Here is a 16998-nt window from a genome sequence, read left to right on the forward strand (position 1 = left end):
ACGGCAGCTCCGCTGTGGGTCGTAATCCTCGTCAACCGGAGCACACCAAATTCATGGATTTCAACAAAACACGGTACATCCCCATGAGCCGTCGGCGTCGCATTTATGAAGGCAAGGCAAAGGTTCTCTATGAAGGCCCGGAGCCCGGTACCCTGATCCAGCACTTCAAGGACGACGCCACCGCGTTCAATGCCAAAAAGCATCAGGTGATCGAGGGCAAGGGTGTCCTCAACAACCGGATCTCGGAGTACCTGTTTCAGCACCTCAATGACATCGGGGTGCCGACCCATTTCATCCGCCGTCTCAATATGCGCGAGCAGTTGATTCGCGAGGTCGAGATCGTGCCGCTGGAGGTGGTGGTGCGGAACGTTGCCGCCGGCTCGCTGTCGCAGCGCCTCGGCATCGAGGAGGGCACGCAGCTGCCGCGCTCGATCATCGAATTCTACTACAAGAACGACCAGCTCAACGACCCCATGGTGTCGGAAGAGCACATCACTGCCTTCGGCTGGGCGACGCCGCAGGAAATCGACGACATCATGGCGCTCGCCATCCGCGTCAACGATTTCCTCACCGGCCTCTTCCTCGGCATCGGCATCCGCCTCGTCGACTTCAAGATGGAGTGCGGGCGCCTGTTCGAGAACGAGATGATGCGGATCATCGTTGCCGACGAGATCTCGCCGGATAGCTGCCGTCTGTGGGACATCAAGTCGAACGAGAAGCTCGACAAGGACCGTTTCCGCAGGGATCTCGGCGGCCTGCTCGAGGCCTATACCGAAGTTGCAAAACGTCTCGGCATCCTCATGGAGAACGAGCGTCCGGCGGGCTCCGGCCCGGTGCTGGTGAAGAGCTGAGAGAGGATTTGACGTGAAGGCACGTGTTACCGTTACCCTGAAGACGGGCATCCTCGATCCGCAGGGCAAGGCCATCGAAGGCGCGCTGAAGTCGCTCGGCGTCGACGGCGTCGCCAGCGTTCGCCAGGGCAAGGTGTTCGACATCGAGCTCGCCGGCGCCGACAAGGCCAAGGCGGAGGCGGCTCTGAAGGAAGCGGCCGACAAGCTGCTGGCGAATACCGTGATCGAGAATTATCGGGTCGAACTGATCGGCTAAAGCGCGATGAGATTTGGATGAATCGTCATCGCGCTTTAGCTTGTTGTTTACGCATGATCTTTCCGGAAAACCGCTTCGCACTTTTCCGGATCATGCTTTAGGCCGGACTTGGTCGTAGCCCGGATTGCGCTGCGCTCAACCCGGGGTACGAAGTTATTGCCGAGCGGCTTTCGCAGCTCACAGCCATCCGGCGCGCCGAAAACGCCAGTAGAGCGCGCCGCACGCCGTCAGCATCACGCCGAGCAGAATGTAATAGCCGTACTCCCATTGCAGCTCCGGCATGTGCTTGAAGTTCATGCCGTAAATGCCGGCGAGTGCGGTCGGGATGGCGGTGATCGCGAGCCAGGAGGCGAGCTTCTTGGACACCGCGGTCTCGTGGGCCTGGCCGACCAGCAGGCTCGCCTCGAAGGCGAAGGCCAGCACCTCGCGCATGGAATCGATGCGCTCCTGGATGTTGCGGACATGGTCGGTGACGTCGCGGAACAGGGGCTGCATCGTCGCGCGCACCATCGACAGCTCATCGTGCTCGAGACGGCGGCAGACCTCCACCAGCGGCCCGATTGCGTTGCGGAGCCGCAACAGGTCACGCCGCAGCATGTAGAGCCGCTCGATCTGGGTCTTGGTGATCGCATGCGTGAGCACGTCGTCCTCGATCTCCTCGATCTCCTCGTGAATGCTTTCCAGCACGGGCGAGTAATTGTCGACGATGAAATCGAGGATGGCGTAGAGGATGTAGTCCTCGCCGCGCGCGAGCGCGCGCGGGCAGCTCTCGCAGCGTTCGCGCACCGGCGCGTAAGAGGTCGAGGCGCCGTGGCGCACCGAGACCAGATAGCCGTCGCCGACGAAGATGTGGGTCTCGCCGAAGGCGATCCGGCCCTCGATCAATTGCGCCGTGCGCGCGACGATGAACAGCGCCTCACCATATTGCTCGATCTTGGGCCGCTGATGGGCGTGGTTGGCGTCCTCGATGGCGAGCTCGTGCAGGTCGAACTGCTTCTGCACCGCGCCGAGCAGCGCCATGTCAGGCTCGTGCAGCCCGATCCAGACCACGTGGCCGGGCTTGGCCCGCCAGCTCGAGGCCTCGCTGATGGCGATGTTGGCGATGCGGCGGCCATCGACATAGGCGCCGGCGGCGACGACGCCCTCGGTGGACACCGGTTCGGAACGGGATGTGGACAGCGACGCGACGTTCATGACTTCAATCCCGGGCAATTCGAGCGGCCAAATCCGACCGGCTATGGCCTGTGTACAAAGGCGTTCCGCAACGCTAGCACTGGTAAAATTCCCGTCAAATGGTTATGTCTCTTCACGAATTGGCCCTTTGGCCAGCCCGATTCCCACCACCATCGGAACCCTGCCATGAAAGCCGCCATCCTCGTCTTTCCCGGAATCAACCGCGAGCGCGACATGGCGCGCGCATTGAGGCTGATCTCCGGCAGTGAGCCGGCGATGGTCTGGCACGCCGAGACGTCATTGCCGCCGGGCACAGATCTCGTGGTCGTGCCCGGCGGCTTCTCCTATGGCGACTATCTGCGCTGCGGCGCTATCGCCGCGCGGGCGCCGGTGATGGATGCGGTGCGCGACTATGCGGCCAAGGGCGGGCTCGTGCTCGGTGTCTGCAACGGTTTCCAGATCCTCTGCGAATCCGGCCTTCTGCCGGGCGTGCTGATGCGCAATGCGCGGCTGAAGTTTATCTGCAGGGATGTGCATCTGCGCGTCGAGCGGTCCGATACCCCGTTCACCCGCGGTTACAACGCCGGCCAGGTGATCCGGGTACCGGTCGCCCATGGCGAGGGCAATTACGAGGCGGACGAGGAGACCATCAAGCGGCTCGAAGGCGAGGGGCGCGTGCTCTATCGCTATTGCTCCGCCGATGGCGTGGTCGATGAGGCCGCCAACATCAACGGCGCGGCGCATTCCATCGCCGGCATCATCAACGACAAGGGCAACGTGCTCGGCATGATGCCGCATCCCGAGAACCACGTCGAAGACATCATGGGGTGCACTGATGGCCGCGGCCTGTTCGCCGGCCTCGCCCAGCATCTGGAAAAAGCGGCGTGATCTCGCTTGTGGTGAAGCGTGCTCTCGCCGCGATCGCGATGCTGGCGTTCGCGACATTTTCGATCGCGACTTGCGCATCCGCCCAGGATTATCCCAAGCGCCCGATCACCATGATCGTGCCGTTCGCGGCCGGCGGCACCTCGGACGTGATCGCGCGCGCGGTCGCCGAGCAGATGGGCATTGCGCTCGGCCAGACCATCGTGATCGAGAACGTTGCAGGTGCCGGCGGCTCGACCGCACTGGCGCGTGCCTCCCGCGCCGAGCCCGACGGCTATACCATCGCGATCGGCAACGCCGGCACCAATGCGGCGACCTATACGATTTATCCAAAATTGCCGTTCACGCCGGAATCCTTCGTTCCGATCGCCATGGTGGCGAAGACCTTCGGCATCATCGCGCTGCGCAAGGACTTTCCGGCAAAGGACCTCAACGAGTTCATCGCCTACGCCAAGGCCAATCCCGACAAGATCAATCTCGGCCATGCCGGCGTCGGCTCCTCCAACTATCTGATCTGCAAGAGCTTCGTCAGCGCCGCCGGGATCGACGCGACGCTGGTCGGGTATCGCGGCGCCGCGCCCGCACTCACCGATGCCGTCGGCAGCCAGATCGACGGCGTCTGCGATGCGGCCGCCTCGGTCTCGCAGGCGATCAACGAGAAGTTGGTGAAGGGGCTGGTGGTCGGCTCGACCGTTCGCCTCGCCACGTTGCCGGAGCTGCCGACCTCGGCGGAAGCGGGCCTGCCCGAGTTCGAGGCACAGGGCTGGAACGGCCTGTTCGCGCCCAAGGGCACGCCGCCGGCCGTGATCGCCAAGCTGAATGCCGCGGCGCGCACGGCTGTGGAAACCGACGCGGTGAAGAAGCGATTTGCCGATCTGTCGACTGTCGCACCTGACGACAACGAGCATACGCCGGAGTTGCTGCAGCAGCTCGTCACGCGCGACGTCGAGAAGTACCGGAAGATGCTGGCGGACGACGCCAAGCAATAGCTGTGTTTGGACGTCGTCTTCAACGAGCTGCTGATCCAGATGCGCCGCACGCCATATCTGCGCAAGGCCCAGCCGAATGGCTATCGATCGCGGAGAAGCCGATTTCGTGGTGAGTGGAGCGGGTTCCTCGCCTCTCCCCGGCGGGGAGAGGTGAACCGAGCTATCTGCTCGCATCGATGCAACCAAATCTCATTCCACTACCGCAGCTTCAGCTTCTCCGCCGGCACTGTCATGGCCGCAACGCCAGCCATGACCAACAACAACCCCAGCGCCAGGTTCGACGGCACGCTCTCGCCGAGCAGCAGCACGGAGAGGCCGACGCCGATCGGGATGCGCAAATAGCCTTGCGCGTTGGTGGTCAGCGTGCCGAGCCGGCCGAGGCAGACGTAGAACAGCATCAGGCCTAGCGCGCTCGACACGATGCCCATGACGATGGTGGCGATGATGGCCGTCGGCGTCGGATGCAAAGTCCAGGGCTGGTCGATGATCAGCGAGGGAGGCAGCAGCACGAGGCCGCCGAACAGCAGGGAGCCGGCCGCAACCACCATCGGGTCGTACTCGGACAGCCTGAGGCCGAAGATGGTCGCGCAGGCAAAGGAGACGGTGGCGAGGAGGATTGCGATCTCTGCCACGATCTCGCTACCGAAGCCGCGCAGCGCATCGAGGCCGACAAGGGCGAGGGTGCCGGCGAGGCCGAGGATCGCGCCAACGAGCTTCAACAGCGTCGCCGGCTCGTGCCGCGTGATCAGGGAGGTGATCAGGAAGGCGAAGATCGGCGTCGTCGAGGCCAGCACCACCGTATTCGAGGCCGGCACATATTGCTGCGACCAGGTGATGATCAGGAACGGGAAGGTCGAGTTGATCAATTGCTGGGTCGCGAACAGCTTCCAGGCCTTCGCGTCGGTCGGGATCCTGACCCCGCGCATCCACAGGATGGCGAACAGGAAGGCGGCCGCGATCAGCGAGCGTGCCGAGATGAAGGTGATGGGTGGGATCGTATCCAACGCCAGCTTGGCCAGCGGATAGGTCGAGCTCCAGCAGCAGGCCAGCGCGAGCAGCAGTGCATAGTCGCGCCAGTTGCGCGCGCCGGTGGCGGCGATCGACGGCAACGGCGCTGATCCGGACGCCGTCATGCGACTCGCCTCGGATGTGCTCTGCGGCACCTTATCTCTGCTCCCCGGCGCGAAAGCGCTTAGGGCAACTGTGGGCGAGGGGGCGGCAAAAAGGAAGGTGCCGAGCTATGCGTTTGGCTGAGGTTGCGCCTTCCGCTTCACCCGCTTGATCGTGCCGGAAAAGGTGAACAGCTGCCTGTCGCCGGACATCATCCTGCCACGCAGAAAAATCAGCGAACCGCCGGCCCGGCTGACCTCGCCGGTGCATTCGACCAGCTCACCCTCCCGGGCCGCGTCGAGAAATTCACAGGCAAAATTGGTTGTCACGGCCCGTCCATCCAGGACGTGGGTGGCGATCGCAAACAAGGAATAGTCCGCAAAGGCCATGTAGCAGCCGCCATGGACGTTGCCGGAGCCATTGAGGTGCTTCTTCTCGACCCGGAAGGCGCAGCGGACGCTGCCGTCCGGCTCGATCCGGTGCCAGAAGGGTCCGACATGGGACTCAAAACTGTCGCGAATCCAGGTCCGCCAGCCCTTGAATTCCCCCTCTGTCGCGACATGGAGGTCGGGGCGGCGGGGCGGGGGCGCTTTGGTCAATTCGTGCAAGGAAATAGGCCTTCAATTGCGGGTCTTTAGCCCTTAAATCCGATCCGTTCGCGCCGTGCAATTCCCGTTCCCGCGGGGCCCCCGGCGCAAAACGTGGGACAGCGGGAAAATGCGTCATAAAGGGCTTTTCGTGAGCCCCCGATGTTCCTAAGAACGGCCAACCGCCGCCGAAAGCCTCGAATCCATGAAGAATGAACCCAAGATCACCCCCGAACTGGTTGCCGCCCACGGGCTCAAGCCCGACGAGTATGAGCGCATCCTGAAGCTGATCGGGCGGGAGCCGACCTTCACCGAGCTCGGCATCTTCTCGGCGATGTGGAACGAGCACTGCTCGTACAAGTCCTCGCGCATCCATTTGCGCGGCCTGCCGACCAAAGCGCCTTGGGTGATCCAGGGCCCCGGCGAGAACGCCGGCGTGATCGACATCGGCGATGGTCAGGCCGTGGTCTTCAAGATGGAGAGCCATAACCACCCGAGCTACATCGAGCCCTATCAGGGTGCGACCACCGGTGTCGGCGGCATCCTGCGCGACGTCTTCACCATGGGCGCGCGCCCCATTGCCTGCCTCAATGCGCTCAGCTTCGGCGCACCCGAGCACCCGAAGACGCGGCATCTCGTCTCCGGCGTCGTGGCGGGCGTCGGCGGCTACGGCAATTCCTTCGGCGTGCCGACCGTGGGTGGCCAGGTGCGCTTTCACACCCGCTACGACGGCAACATCCTGGTCAATGCCATGGCTGTCGGCCTCGCCGACGCCGACAAGATTTTCTATGCGGCCGCCTCAGGCGTGAACATGCCGATCGTCTATCTCGGCTCCAAGACCGGCCGCGACGGCATCCATGGCGCCTCGATGGCCTCGGCCGAGTTCGACGACAAGTCCGAGGAGAAGCGCCCGACCGTGCAGGTCGGCGATCCCTTCGCCGAGAAGCTGCTGCTCGAGGCCTGTCTCGAGATCATGGAGAAGGGCTGCGTCATCGCGATCCAGGACATGGGCGCAGCGGGCCTGACCTGCTCGGCGGTGGAGATGGGCGCCAAGGGCGATCTCGGCGTCGACCTCGATCTCGATGCGGTGCCGACCCGCGAGACCGGCATGAGCGCCTACGAGATGATGCTCTCGGAGAGCCAGGAGCGCATGCTCATGGTGCTCAAGCCCGAGAAGGAGAAGGAAGCCGAGGCGATCTTCACCAAGTGGGGCCTCGATTTCGCGGTGGTCGGCTACACCACGCCGAGCAAGCGCTTCGTGGTCAAGCATGGCGGCGACGTCATGGCCGACCTGCCCATCAAGGAGCTCGGCGACGAGGCTCCGGTCTATGACCGGCCGCATGTCCCCTCCGCCGCGCTGCCGATCGTGCATGCCCGCGACGTGCCGACACCGATGACGCTTGGTGCCGCGCTCGAGAAGCTGATCGGCACGCCCGACATGTGCTCCAAGCGCTGGGTCTGGGAGCAGTACGACCACGTCATCCTCGGCAACACCATGCAGCGCCCCGGCGGCGATGCCGCCGTCGTGCGCGTACAGGACGGGCCGAAGGGCCTCGCGCTGACCGTCGACGTCACGCCGCGCTATTGCGAGGCCGATCCGTTCGAGGGCGGCAAGCAGGCCGTCGCCGAAGCCTGGCGCAACATCACCGCGGTCGGCGGCAAGCCGCTCGCGATCACCGACAATCTCAACTTCGGCAATCCTGAGAGGCCCGAGATCATGGGCCAGTTCGTCGGCTGTCTGAAGGGCATCTCGGAAGCCTGCCGCACGCTCGATTTCCCGGTCGTGTCCGGAAACGTCTCGCTCTACAACGAGACCAATGGCCGCGCGATCCTGCCGACGCCCTCGATCGGCGGCGTTGGTCTGCTCGACGATTTCACCAAGTCTGCTTCGCTCGCCTTCAAGGCCGAAGGCGAGGCGATCCTGCTGGTCGGTGAGACCCATGGCTGGCTCGGCCAGTCGGTTTACCTGCGCGACATCTGCGGCCGCGAGGAGGGCGCGCCGCCGCCGGTCGATCTCGCCGCCGAAAAACGCAACGGCGATTGCGTGCGCGGCATGATCCATGCGGGCACCGCGACCGCCGTGCACGACCTCTCCGACGGCGGTCTGCTGATCGCGCTCGCCGAGATGGCGATGGCGAGCGGCATCGGCGCCAAACTGCTGGCGGCGCCGAGTGCGCTGGTGCCGCAAGCCTATTGGTTCGGCGAGGACCAGGCGCGCTATCTCGTCACCGTTCCGGAAACGGAAGCCGGCCGCGTGCTCGCCAAGATGCGCGGCTGCGAGGTGCCGTGCGTGCGGATCGGCACCACCGGCGGCGATGCGATTGCGATCGCAGGCGAGGCGCCTGTTGCGATCGACGTGCTGCGGGCCTCGTTCGAGCGTTGGCTGCCGGAGTATATGGGCGGAAAGGCGGCGTGAGGCGCTGCCACGACCTCCGTCATTGCGAGCCAACGGGTCCGCGCGAAGCGCGGCCCGATGACAGGCTTTGCGAAGCAATCCAGGCTGTCTCCTCGGCGGCAGTCTGGATTCGTCGCAAGGGCTCCTCGCAACGACGAGTGGAGAGGCCTGGCCTCACAACACCTGCGACGCGCCCGGGATCTGCCGCAACGCTCGCGTCAGCGCCCAGCTCGCCGCGACAGTCAGTACAAACCCGATCGTGGCCTTGACGATCGCCGGCAGGTCATAGTCGAACAGCCAGTATTGCAGCCACAGTGCGATCGGATAGTGCACCAGGAACATGCCGAACGCGTCGCCCTGCATTGGATCGAGCAGCCTGGCTGAGCCTGATTGCTTGAACCTCTGGAAAAAGGCCAGGATCAGAAACATGATGGCCACGCTGAAGACAGTGAAGCAGATGGCATAGAGCGCTTCATACCAGTCCGGTAACGGCGACGGGTTGCCCAGTATTTCGCGCTTGATGAAGATCAGCCCCCACAACAGGCAATACGGAACGATCGCCAGTACCATCCAGTCCCAACTGACCTTTGCCATGCGGCCGTCGACAGCGAGCAGCCCGCGATCCATTTGCGCAACGCCGATGCCGGCACCGAAAAAGAAGTAGGTCGCGTAGAGCATCACGCGCCCGTGCTGGACCGAGAATGGCCCGAACTCGAACCAACTGCTTGGTCCGAAGTGAACCCGCCCGGGAATGTAGAACGCCGCGGTGACGGCTAGCATGACCGCGAAGAACACGGCGGGACGACGGCGACCATGTAGCGAAAGGCGATTGATCGGATCGAGCAGATTGGGTGACAGCCGGTGCAGCAGGCAGGCAACCAGGTCGAAGGCGAACAAGACCCAAAGGAACCAAATCGGCCCGCTCGGCCACGGGCCCTTCGTGACCATATTCCACCAGAATTCCGAAAAGCCGATCTCGGGATGCTGCCGCAGGGAGATCGCGTAGTAGGCGAGCGGAATGACCGTAAGGGCACAGACCGCGAAGGGTAAGCCAAGCCGCAGCAGGCGATCTGCCAAATAGCTCCGCGCTCCCTTCCGGGCGATGCCAGACCAGGCGAACAGTCCCGACAGGAAGAAGAACATCGCCATGAAGAAACTGTCGGTGGCGAGCACGATCATGTCGAAGCCGAAGAAATACTTCGGATCGGTATGACCGAAATAAGTATAGGGGATCACCGCGTGATGCAGCAGCACCACCAGAGTCAGGAAGGTGCGGGCGCGATCAATCGCCAAATTGCGCGCCTTGCTCTTCGGCGCGGCATGCACCTCTGCGCCGATCGTCGCTGAATGTGACATCGTCATCGTGGCCGCCCCGATCCTGATCCCGGCTGGACTGTGCCGCCGGGAACTCGATTCAGCAAGGACAGTTTATTTGGAAGGGTCAGCCCCGACGACCTCTAGGAACCAGTTCCGCGCAGCGAAGTTAGCATCCGCCGAAAACGGCGAGGGCCGCAAGAAAGCGGCAGTTCGGAGCTGGTGATGACCATCCTGAAATGGGCGCTGATCTTCCTACTTGTCTCGATCGTGGCCGGCGTGCTCGGCTTTACCGGCATCTCGGCCGCCTCCGCCGACATCGCCCGCTTCCTGTTCTACGTCTTCGTCGTGATCTTCCTGGTGTTGCTGATCCTGGGGCTCACGATCTTCAGGGCGTAGCGCCGTCGTCATTCCGGGGCGATGCGAAGCATCGAACCCGGAATCTCGAGTTTCCGGGTTCGGTCCTGCGGACCGCCCGGAATGACCATCACCAGAACTACCCCACTTCCTCGATCTTCACCTTGTCCGGATAGAAGGCGAGATGGCCGGAAATCTCGGTCATCGCGGGGAAGGGCGTCTCGTAGGTCCAGATCGCGTTGTCCAACGTCTTGCCGTCGGCCTTGACGCTGTAATAGTTCGCGTCGCCCTTGTACGGGCAGTGGGTGATGCGGTCGGTACGCTCCAGCAGGGCCATGTTGGTGTCCTCTCGCGGCACATATTGCACCGCCGGATATTTGGCCTCCTTTAGGGTCAGCGCCTTGCTGGTCTCGGCGATCACGATGTCACCCGCCGTGACGCGGACGCGCCGGGGATTTGGGGTGATGGTGATGGGGTGGTCGGGCCCTGGAAGCTTCATGATTTCACGCCTTTTCGATCAATCTGCCGCGCACGGCACTTTGTCGTGCCTTTCTCCTGGTGGGATCACGGATATAGTGTCGGAAGACGTGACCTAGAAGGCCGTTCACGCTAAGTTTGAGCCTGCCGGCGAGGGGACCACTGGCCGTGATTCGAACGCTTAGACCAGAAGGAGCAAGACCCGAATGCCCATGGACGCCCACGATATCGAGGCGATGATCAAGGCAGCGATCCCCGATGCCGAGGTGACCATCCGTGACCTCGCCGGCGACGGCGATCACTATGCCGCGACCGTGATCTCGGAATCCTTCCGCGGCAAGTCGCGCGTCCAGCAGCACCAGATCGTCTACCAGTCCCTGCGCGGCCAGATGGGCGGCGTCCTGCACGCGCTGGCGCTGCAAACCGGTGTACCCGGCAGCTGACCTGATCGCGCCACGGGGACGATGATGGCTGCGGACAACCCGCGCGGCGCGATGTTTCGCGTCATCGTGCCGAACCAGCACAGCCGCGTCACCTTTGTCGAGCTGTTCTTCGACCTCGTCTTCGTCTTTGCCGTCACGCAAATCTCGCACACGTTGCTGCACCATTTCACGCCGCTCGGCGCGGTGCATGTCGTGGTGCTCTTTCTCGCGGTGTGGTGGGTGTGGGTCTACACCGCCTGGGTCACCAACTGGCTCAATCCCGAGCTGACGCCGGTCCGCCTCCTGCTCTTTGCGATGATGCTGGGTGGTCTCGTGCTGTCGACGACGATCCCGACCGCCTTCGAGGGGCGCGGCCTGTGGTTTGCCATTGCCTATGCGACCATGCAGGTCGGACGTACCGCGTTCTGGCTGTTCGCAACGCCGCGGCATCGAACGGCCGTGCGGCACAACGCGATCCGCATCCTGACCTGGCTGTCGATCTCAGCGGTGCTGTGGATCGCAGGCGGTCTGTCCGAGGGCGACACGCGGCTATGGCTGTGGATCGCGGCGGTGACCTGGGAATACATCTCGCCGGCGGCACGCTTCTGGGTCCCGAAGCTTGGATTCTCCTCGGTCGAGGCGTGGGCCGTCGAAGGCGGCCACATGGCCGAGCGCTGCGCGCTGTTCGTCATCATCGCGCTCGGTGAAGCCATCGTCGTCAACGGCGCGACCTTCGCTGAACTGGAGTGGACCGCGGGCAATATTCTCGCTTTCGTCGCGGCGCTGGTCGGCGCCATCGCGATGTGGTGGATCTATTTCCACAAGGGCGCGGAGGCGGGCTCCGAGCGGATCTCCAAGTCAGCCGAATCCGGCCGCCTGGCGCGGCTCGCCTACACCTATCTGCACATGCCGATCGTCGCCGGCATCATCCTGACCGCGGTCTCGGACGAGCTCGTGCTGAAGCATCCGACCGGCCATTCCGACATCCGCACGGTCGTGAGCACGATCGGCGGCCCGCTGGTGTTCCTGGTCGGCACCATCCTGTTCAAGCACACGATCCGCGGCTTCCTGCAGCTCTCGCACGGCATCGGCATCATCCTGCTGCTGGCGCTGTGGTGGTTCGCCGCCGATCTGTCGCCGCTCTGGCTGTCGGTCGCAACGACCGTGATCATGATCGTCGTGGCGGTGTGGGAGTCGGTGTCACTGGGGTCGGTGGCGGAAGGGGCCGAGGAGCATTGACTCTTGAGCGGCCTCTGAGCAAGCGCCTCGTCCTTCGAGACGACCGCGGAGCGGTCTCCTCAGGGCGAGGCTAACGGGACGTGGTGCTCCTTGATACTGCTGCCGCGCACTCCGTCCTCATCCTGAGGAGCCCGCCAAGCGCGGGCGTCTCGAAGGATGTCTCGGAGCGCTCACTCAGCGACTTCCAGCGCGTGCACCGAGAACATTTTGGCTGCATCCGTCCAGCTTTCGCGCACGCGCCAACCCGCGCCCTGCGCCAGCGCGGCGAAGCGCTCGAGGCTGTATTTGTAGCTGTTCTCGGTGTGGATGCTCTCGCCGGGGCGGAACGAGAAGCTGGTGCCGAGCAGGCGCACGGTCTGGCTCTTCCTGCTGATCAGGTGCATCTCGATGCGGTGCCGCTCGCGATTGTAGATCGCGCGATGAGTGAAGGCGGAGAGATCGAAATTGCCGCCGAGCTCACGGTTGATGCGCACCAGCACATTGAGGTTGAAGCGCGCGGTGACGCCGGCGGAATCGTTGTAGGCGTCGTGCAGCACGCGCTCGTTCTTCTCGAGATCGGCGCCGATGATCATCTGCGCGCCCGGGCCGAGGATCTCGCGGGCGCTCTTCAGGAAGGCCTGCGCTTCCTGCGGCTCGAAATTGCCGATGGTGGAGCCCGGGAAGAAGCCGACCTTCAGCATGGACGCGACCTGCTTGGGCAACTCGAATGGCGCGGTGAAGTCGGCGGCCACTGGATAGATGCCGAGTGAGGGAAAATCCCGCTTCAGCCCGTTCGCCTGCGCCGCCAGGAAGTCGCCCGAGATGTCGACGGGCACGTAGGCTGCGAATTTGCACTGACCCAGCAGCAGGCGGACCTTCGTTGTTGCACCCGCGCCGAACTCGACCAGTGCCGCGTGCTCCGGAATGATTTTTGCGATCTCGCTGCCGCGCTCCTTCAGGATCGATAGCTCGGTGCGCGTCGGGTAATATTCCGGCAGGTGCGTGATCGCCTCGAACAATTCCGATCCCGTCGCGTCGTAGAAATATTTCGGCGACAGTTTTTTCGGCTGGCGCGAGAGGTCCTCGATGGCCTCGCGGGCAAAGGCAGTGGTCTGCTCGTCGGGGAGATGGGCCTCGGCCAGAGCGCTGGCGTGCACATTCATGATGCTCTCCTGAACGCGCTGTCCGGCGCGCATTTGTCGTCGGATGAGAACTAGTCGTAATAGGCGAGCCGCACTCCGCTGAACTGCCAGCGGTGGTGCGGATAGAAGAAATTACGATAGGTGATACGGCTGTGGCCTTGCGGAGTTGCAAGCGAGGAGCCGCGCAGCACCAGCTGGTTGACCATGAACTTGCCGTTGTACTCGCCGAGCGCGCCTTCGACGGCGCGGTAGCCGGGGTAGGGTGAGTAAGAACTGCGGGTCCATTGCCAGACGATGCCGAAGGCGTCGTTGAGCTGGCCAGCGCGGGCCGCGACCTCCCATTCCATCTCGGTCGGCAGGTGTTTGCCGGACCAGCGCGCGAACGCGTCGGCCTCATAGTAGCTGACATGGCAGACCGGCGCGTCGGGATCGACCGGCTTGAGGCCCGCGAGCGTCATCACCTGCCATGCACCATCGACTTCGCGCCAGTAGCCCGGGGCCTGCCAGTCTTCCTTGCTGGCCGCGGCAAAGCCGTCCATCAGCCAGAGGGTTGCGGTCCGGTAGCCGCCATCCTGCATGAAGTCGAGCCACTCGGCATTGGTGACCAGATTGCGGGCGATCTTGACCGGACCGACGAGGGCGCGGTGCGCCGGCTTCTCATTGTCGAAATGGAAGCCGTCGTCGACATGGCCGACGGTGTGTATGCCTTCGTTGAGCGTCAGCCAGTCATCGCCGCTGCGCGTTGCGGCCGGGAAGCGCCAGTCCGGGTCATAGGACGGGTAGATCGGGTTCTGCGCAAAGGCATGCAGGATGTCGGTGAGCATCAATTCTTGATGCTGCTGCTCGTGGTTGAGTCCGACCTCGACCAGAGGCGCCAAGGCCCGGAGCTTGTCCGCGCTCGCTTCGCGGAAGAATTTGACGACGGCAGCATCGACATATCTGCGGTAGGCGCCGACCTCGTCCGCGCTGGGACGGGTGATGTCGCCGCGATGATTGCGGGCATGTCGCGGGCCGGCGCTGACGTAATAGGAATTGAACAGGAACGCGAAATCGGGGTGGAAGGGCCGGTAGCCCACGGCGTGCTCGCCGAGCAGGAATTGCTCCCAGAACCAGGTGGTATGGGCCCGGTGCCATTTGGTGGGGCTGGCATCGGGCATGGACTGGATCTGCTGGTCCTCCGGCGACAGCGGCGCTGCCCGCCTTTCGGTCTCATTGCGGACGGCGAGAAAGGCGTCCCCAAGCCGCTGGGCGAGGTTGCCCGGGTCCGAGGACCGTGACGAAAGCGGGGGGGCGGCCGTAGCGGAGGCTGGTTTCGTCACGTTTTTCTCCAGACAGGACAAGAGAACGTCGTTGGCGTTGCCCGGTTCCAAAACCAAGGTTCGTCCTAAATAGGGGCTCCGTTACGGTATGAAAGTCCTCTCCGGCGATGATATTGATGTCATCAGCCTATGGACCTGTTGGGCGCTGCACCGCCGCCAGGGGCCCGTCGCCGCCATTTTACTTTGGATGCACAACGGTTTGGGCTACATATATGGCAGGTATCGGGTTAAAACGGCTGAGCCGGCCCGAAGCAATTGGTGAGGGCTCTGCCCCAGAAGGACACGGATATGAGCATCGCGGAATTCATCGACAATGAAGTGAAGTCGAACGACGTGGTTCTTTTCATGAAGGGTACGCCGCAATTTCCGCAGTGCGGTTTCTCCGGCCAGGTCGTCCAGATCCTCGACCATATCGGTGTCGGCTATAAGGGCCTCAACGTCCTGGAATCCGCCGAGTTGCGCAACGGTATCAAGGAATACTCGAACTGGCCGACCATCCCGCAGCTCTACGTGAAGGGCGAATTCATCGGCGGTTGCGACATCGTCCGCGAGATGTTCCAGGCCGGCGAGTTGCAGCAGCTCTTCTCCGAAAAGGGCGTCGCCGTCGCGGCCTGACACGTGACCCTGCCGACGCGCCGGATTGGCAGCGCCGAGCTTGAGGTTATCGTTGCTGACATCACGACACTCGGCGTTGACGCCATCGTCAACGCCGCAAACAGGTCACTCCTCGGCGGGGGCGGCGTCGATGGTGCGATCCATCGGGCGGCCGGGCCCCAGCTTCTCGTTGAATGCCGCATGCTCCACGGCTGCAAGACCGGCGACGCCAAGATCACCAAGGGGTACCGACTCAAGGCCGCCCATGTGATCCACACCGTCGGGCCGGTCTGGAACGGAGGCACCCAGGGCGAGGACGACCTGCTTGCCTCTTGCTATCGACGGTCGATGGAGCTGTGCGGCAAGCACAAGCTGACCTCGGTGGCCTTCCCCGCGATCTCGACCGGCATCTATCGCTTCCCTGCCGCCCGGGCGGCCGATATCGCCGTGCGCACGACGATCGAAGGGCTCGCTTTAGCGCCAACTGTCGCTTGCGTGGTGTTCTGCTGCTTCTCCGAACCGAGCGCCAAGCTCCATGCTGATGCGCTTGCGCGACACAGCGGACCTTGTGCCGATTGAGCTGGCCGGTACACTCCGCCGGATCATGTTCCGGGGAGGGCGTATGATTTCACGATCTGGACTGCGCGCGCTAGCCTGCGGCGCGCTGGTGTCGCTTGGCGCGATCTCGATGGCGCGGGCGGAGGGCACCTACGAGATTCCGGCCGGCGCGCATTTCAATCAGGAGAAGCTCGGCAGGATCACCGAGTTCTTCAAGAACGAGGTCGCGACCGGCAAGATCGCCGGTGCAAACGTGCTGATCCAGCAGCATGGCAAGCCGGTCTATCACGAAGTCTTCGGCGTCCAGGACGTGGTCAGCAAGGCCCCGATCACGGACAAGACGATCTTCCGCCTGTTCTCGATGACCAAGGCGATCACCTCGGTGGTCGCGATGCAATTGATCGAGGACGGCAAGATCAAGCTGGATGATCCCGTCTCGAAATACATTCCGTCCTTCGCCAATGTGAAGGTCGGTGTCGAGAAGAAGGCCGAAGACGGCGTCAAGTCGCTGGAGCTGGTGCCGCCAAAGCGGGCGATGACCGTGCACGATCTGATGACGCACACCTCGGGCATCACCTACGGCTTCTACGGCGACAGCCTGGTCCGCAAGGCCTATCGCGAGGCCAACATCTATGCCGGCGATTTCGATCTTGCCGAGTTCGCCGAACGCATCGCCAAGCTGCCGCTGCACAACCAGCCGGGCGCGCTCTGGCAATACGGCCACTCCACCGATGTGCTGGCACGTGTGATGGAGGTCGCCGCCGGCAAGCCGCTGATCGACATCATGCGCGAGAAGCTGCTCGATCCTCTCGGCATGGTCGATACCGGCTTTTTCGTCACGGACCCCGAGAAGCAGAAGCTTCTGGCGCAGCCGTTGCCGAACGACGCCGATTTCCGCGTCGGCCGGATCAACGACCCGACGGTGAGCAAGAAAATCCAGTTCGCCAGCGGCGGCATGGTGACGACCATGGCGGACTATCGGCGCTTTGCGCAGATGCTGCTCAATGGCGGCACTCTCGAGGGCAAGACCATTCTCAAGCCCGAGACGTTCAAGCTGATGGTGACCGATCAAGTCGGCCCCGGCTCCGGCGTCGATCGTGATTATTTCTACTTCCCCGGCGACGGTTTTGGTTTCGGCCTCGGGCTCGCGGTGCGCACCGATCCCGGCAACGCCAAGCCGCCGCCGCCCGGCGATCTCGGCGAGCTGAAATGGGATGGCGCCTCCGGCTGCTATTTCGTGATCGACCCCAAACAGGACATGTTCTTCGTGCTGCTGGAGCAGACCCCGACCGAGCGCCAGCGCGTGCAGCGAACATTGAAGCAGTTGGTTTATGAAGCCATGGAGAAATGA

Annotated in this window: 18 protein-coding genes; 11 read left to right on the forward strand and 7 right to left on the reverse strand. The window is 63.4% G+C overall.

Annotated elements, in window-relative coordinates:
• Window positions 1–83: 83 nt before the first annotated feature.
• Complete coding sequence (gene purC, locus BRAD3257_RS15120) at window positions 84–851, forward strand: phosphoribosylaminoimidazolesuccinocarboxamide synthase (RefSeq protein ID WP_008974302.1); 768 nt, start codon at window positions 84–86, stop codon at window positions 849–851.
• A gap of 13 nt (window positions 852–864) precedes the next feature.
• The gene (purS, locus tag BRAD3257_RS15125) at window positions 865–1107 is read left to right on the forward strand and encodes a phosphoribosylformylglycinamidine synthase subunit PurS (protein ID WP_063682443.1); all 243 of its coding nucleotides are present in this window, start codon (window positions 865–867) and stop codon (window positions 1105–1107) included.
• 177 nt (window positions 1108–1284) lie between these two features.
• Here purS and BRAD3257_RS15130 read toward each other — a convergent pair whose 3' ends face one another.
• Window positions 1285–2301 carry a magnesium and cobalt transport protein CorA gene (locus BRAD3257_RS15130; RefSeq protein WP_122402484.1) on the reverse strand — a complete coding sequence of 339 codons (1017 nt, stop codon included), beginning with the start codon at window positions 2299–2301 and terminating at the stop codon, window positions 1285–1287.
• A 165-nt stretch (window positions 2302–2466) separates the two neighbouring features.
• Between BRAD3257_RS15130 and purQ the strand changes: the two genes are divergently transcribed.
• Complete coding sequence (gene purQ, locus BRAD3257_RS15135) at window positions 2467–3168, forward strand: phosphoribosylformylglycinamidine synthase subunit PurQ (protein ID WP_122402485.1); 702 nt, start codon at window positions 2467–2469, stop codon at window positions 3166–3168.
• Complete coding sequence (locus BRAD3257_RS15140) at window positions 3165–4154, forward strand: tripartite tricarboxylate transporter substrate binding protein BugD (protein WP_122402486.1); 990 nt, start codon at window positions 3165–3167, stop codon at window positions 4152–4154. Before purQ ends, BRAD3257_RS15140 begins: the two co-directional genes overlap by 4 nt.
• Window positions 4155–4351: 197 nt before the next feature.
• Here the strand turns inward: BRAD3257_RS15140 and BRAD3257_RS15145 are convergent, their stop codons facing one another.
• Both BRAD3257_RS15145 and BRAD3257_RS15150 read right to left on the reverse strand, forming a co-directional pair.
• Window positions 4352–5317: a DMT family transporter gene (locus BRAD3257_RS15145; RefSeq protein WP_122402487.1), complete on the reverse strand. Its 966-nt coding sequence runs from the start codon at window positions 5315–5317 to the stop codon at window positions 4352–4354.
• Window positions 5318–5392: 75 nt separating this feature from the next.
• On the reverse strand, window positions 5393–5872 hold the full coding sequence (locus tag BRAD3257_RS15150; protein ID WP_162500212.1) for a PaaI family thioesterase: 480 nt from the start codon (window positions 5870–5872) through the stop codon (window positions 5393–5395).
• Window positions 5873–6056: 184 nt separating this feature from the next.
• Here BRAD3257_RS15150 and purL point away from each other — a divergent pair, with 184 nt between their 5' ends.
• Window positions 6057–8267 (forward strand): phosphoribosylformylglycinamidine synthase subunit PurL, encoded by a 2211-nt coding sequence (gene purL, locus BRAD3257_RS15155; RefSeq protein ID WP_122402488.1) that lies wholly within the window; start codon window positions 6057–6059, stop codon window positions 8265–8267.
• Window positions 8268–8420: 153 nt separating this feature from the next.
• On the opposite strand, the gene BRAD3257_RS15160 is transcribed toward purL, so the two are convergent.
• Window positions 8421–9608, reverse strand: coding sequence for an acyltransferase family protein (locus tag BRAD3257_RS15160; protein WP_122402489.1), 1188 nt, complete (start codon window positions 9606–9608; stop codon window positions 8421–8423).
• A 177-nt stretch (window positions 9609–9785) separates the two neighbouring features.
• Here BRAD3257_RS15160 and BRAD3257_RS15165 point away from each other — a divergent pair, with 177 nt between their 5' ends.
• Complete coding sequence (locus BRAD3257_RS15165) at window positions 9786–9959, forward strand: DUF1328 domain-containing protein (protein WP_007612121.1); 174 nt, start codon at window positions 9786–9788, stop codon at window positions 9957–9959.
• A 97-nt stretch (window positions 9960–10056) separates the two neighbouring features.
• Here the strand turns inward: BRAD3257_RS15165 and BRAD3257_RS15170 are convergent, their stop codons facing one another.
• Entirely contained in the window at window positions 10057–10416 is a 360-nt protein-coding gene (locus BRAD3257_RS15170) for a DUF427 domain-containing protein (protein ID WP_122402490.1), read from the reverse strand.
• Between the two features lie 184 nt (window positions 10417–10600).
• Between BRAD3257_RS15170 and BRAD3257_RS15175 the strand changes: the two genes are divergently transcribed.
• On the forward strand, window positions 10601–10837 hold the full coding sequence (locus BRAD3257_RS15175; RefSeq protein ID WP_027525381.1) for a BolA family protein: 237 nt from the start codon (window positions 10601–10603) through the stop codon (window positions 10835–10837).
• Window positions 10838–10861: 24 nt separating this feature from the next.
• A complete protein-coding gene (locus tag BRAD3257_RS15180) occupies window positions 10862–12055 on the forward strand; it encodes a low temperature requirement protein A (protein WP_162500213.1) in 1194 nt (397 codons plus the stop codon).
• A gap of 170 nt (window positions 12056–12225) precedes the next feature.
• Here BRAD3257_RS15180 and egtD read toward each other — a convergent pair whose 3' ends face one another.
• Together egtD and egtB are read right to left on the reverse strand one after the other, a co-directional pair.
• On the reverse strand, window positions 12226–13197 hold the full coding sequence (egtD, locus tag BRAD3257_RS15185; RefSeq protein ID WP_162500214.1) for an L-histidine N(alpha)-methyltransferase: 972 nt from the start codon (window positions 13195–13197) through the stop codon (window positions 12226–12228).
• 50 nt (window positions 13198–13247) lie between these two features.
• A complete protein-coding gene (gene egtB / locus BRAD3257_RS15190) occupies window positions 13248–14546 on the reverse strand; it encodes an ergothioneine biosynthesis protein EgtB (RefSeq protein WP_162500577.1) in 1299 nt (432 codons plus the stop codon).
• A gap of 237 nt (window positions 14547–14783) precedes the next feature.
• Between egtB and grxD the strand changes: the two genes are divergently transcribed.
• The 3 genes from grxD to BRAD3257_RS15205 are packed head-to-tail and all read left to right on the forward strand — an operon-like array spanning window position 14784 to window position 16998.
• Window positions 14784–15110: a Grx4 family monothiol glutaredoxin gene (gene grxD, locus BRAD3257_RS15195; protein WP_122402493.1), complete on the forward strand. Its 327-nt coding sequence runs from the start codon at window positions 14784–14786 to the stop codon at window positions 15108–15110.
• A gap of 3 nt (window positions 15111–15113) precedes the next feature.
• On the forward strand, window positions 15114–15668 hold the full coding sequence (locus BRAD3257_RS15200; protein ID WP_122402494.1) for an O-acetyl-ADP-ribose deacetylase: 555 nt from the start codon (window positions 15114–15116) through the stop codon (window positions 15666–15668).
• Between the two features lie 43 nt (window positions 15669–15711).
• A complete protein-coding gene (locus BRAD3257_RS15205) occupies window positions 15712–16998 on the forward strand; it encodes a serine hydrolase domain-containing protein (protein ID WP_162500215.1) in 1287 nt (428 codons plus the stop codon).

The sequence above is a fragment of the Bradyrhizobium vignae genome (assembly GCF_900324035.1).
Taxonomy (GTDB): Bacteria; Pseudomonadota; Alphaproteobacteria; order Rhizobiales; family Xanthobacteraceae; genus Bradyrhizobium; species Bradyrhizobium vignae.

Coding starts and splice junctions, on each gene's coding strand:
- purC (WP_008974302.1), top strand. CDS start 84: ATGAGCCGTCGGCGTCGCATTTATGAAGGCAAGGCAAAGGTTCTCTAT.
- BRAD3257_RS15130 (WP_122402484.1), bottom strand. CDS start 2,301: ATGAACGTCGCGTCGCTGTCCACATCCCGTTCCGAACCGGTGTCCACC.
- purQ (WP_122402485.1), top strand. CDS start 2,467: ATGAAAGCCGCCATCCTCGTCTTTCCCGGAATCAACCGCGAGCGCGAC.
- purL (WP_122402488.1), top strand. CDS start 6,057: ATGAAGAATGAACCCAAGATCACCCCCGAACTGGTTGCCGCCCACGGG.
- BRAD3257_RS15160 (WP_122402489.1), bottom strand. CDS start 9,608: ATGACGATGTCACATTCAGCGACGATCGGCGCAGAGGTGCATGCCGCG.
- BRAD3257_RS15165 (WP_007612121.1), top strand. CDS start 9,786: ATGACCATCCTGAAATGGGCGCTGATCTTCCTACTTGTCTCGATCGTG.
- BRAD3257_RS15170 (WP_122402490.1), bottom strand. CDS start 10,416: ATGAAGCTTCCAGGGCCCGACCACCCCATCACCATCACCCCAAATCCC.
- BRAD3257_RS15175 (WP_027525381.1), top strand. CDS start 10,601: ATGCCCATGGACGCCCACGATATCGAGGCGATGATCAAGGCAGCGATC.
- BRAD3257_RS15180 (WP_162500213.1), top strand. CDS start 10,862: ATGGCTGCGGACAACCCGCGCGGCGCGATGTTTCGCGTCATCGTGCCG.
- egtD (WP_162500214.1), bottom strand. CDS start 13,197: ATGAATGTGCACGCCAGCGCTCTGGCCGAGGCCCATCTCCCCGACGAG.
- grxD (WP_122402493.1), top strand. CDS start 14,784: ATGAGCATCGCGGAATTCATCGACAATGAAGTGAAGTCGAACGACGTG.
- BRAD3257_RS15205 (WP_162500215.1), top strand. CDS start 15,712: ATGATTTCACGATCTGGACTGCGCGCGCTAGCCTGCGGCGCGCTGGTG.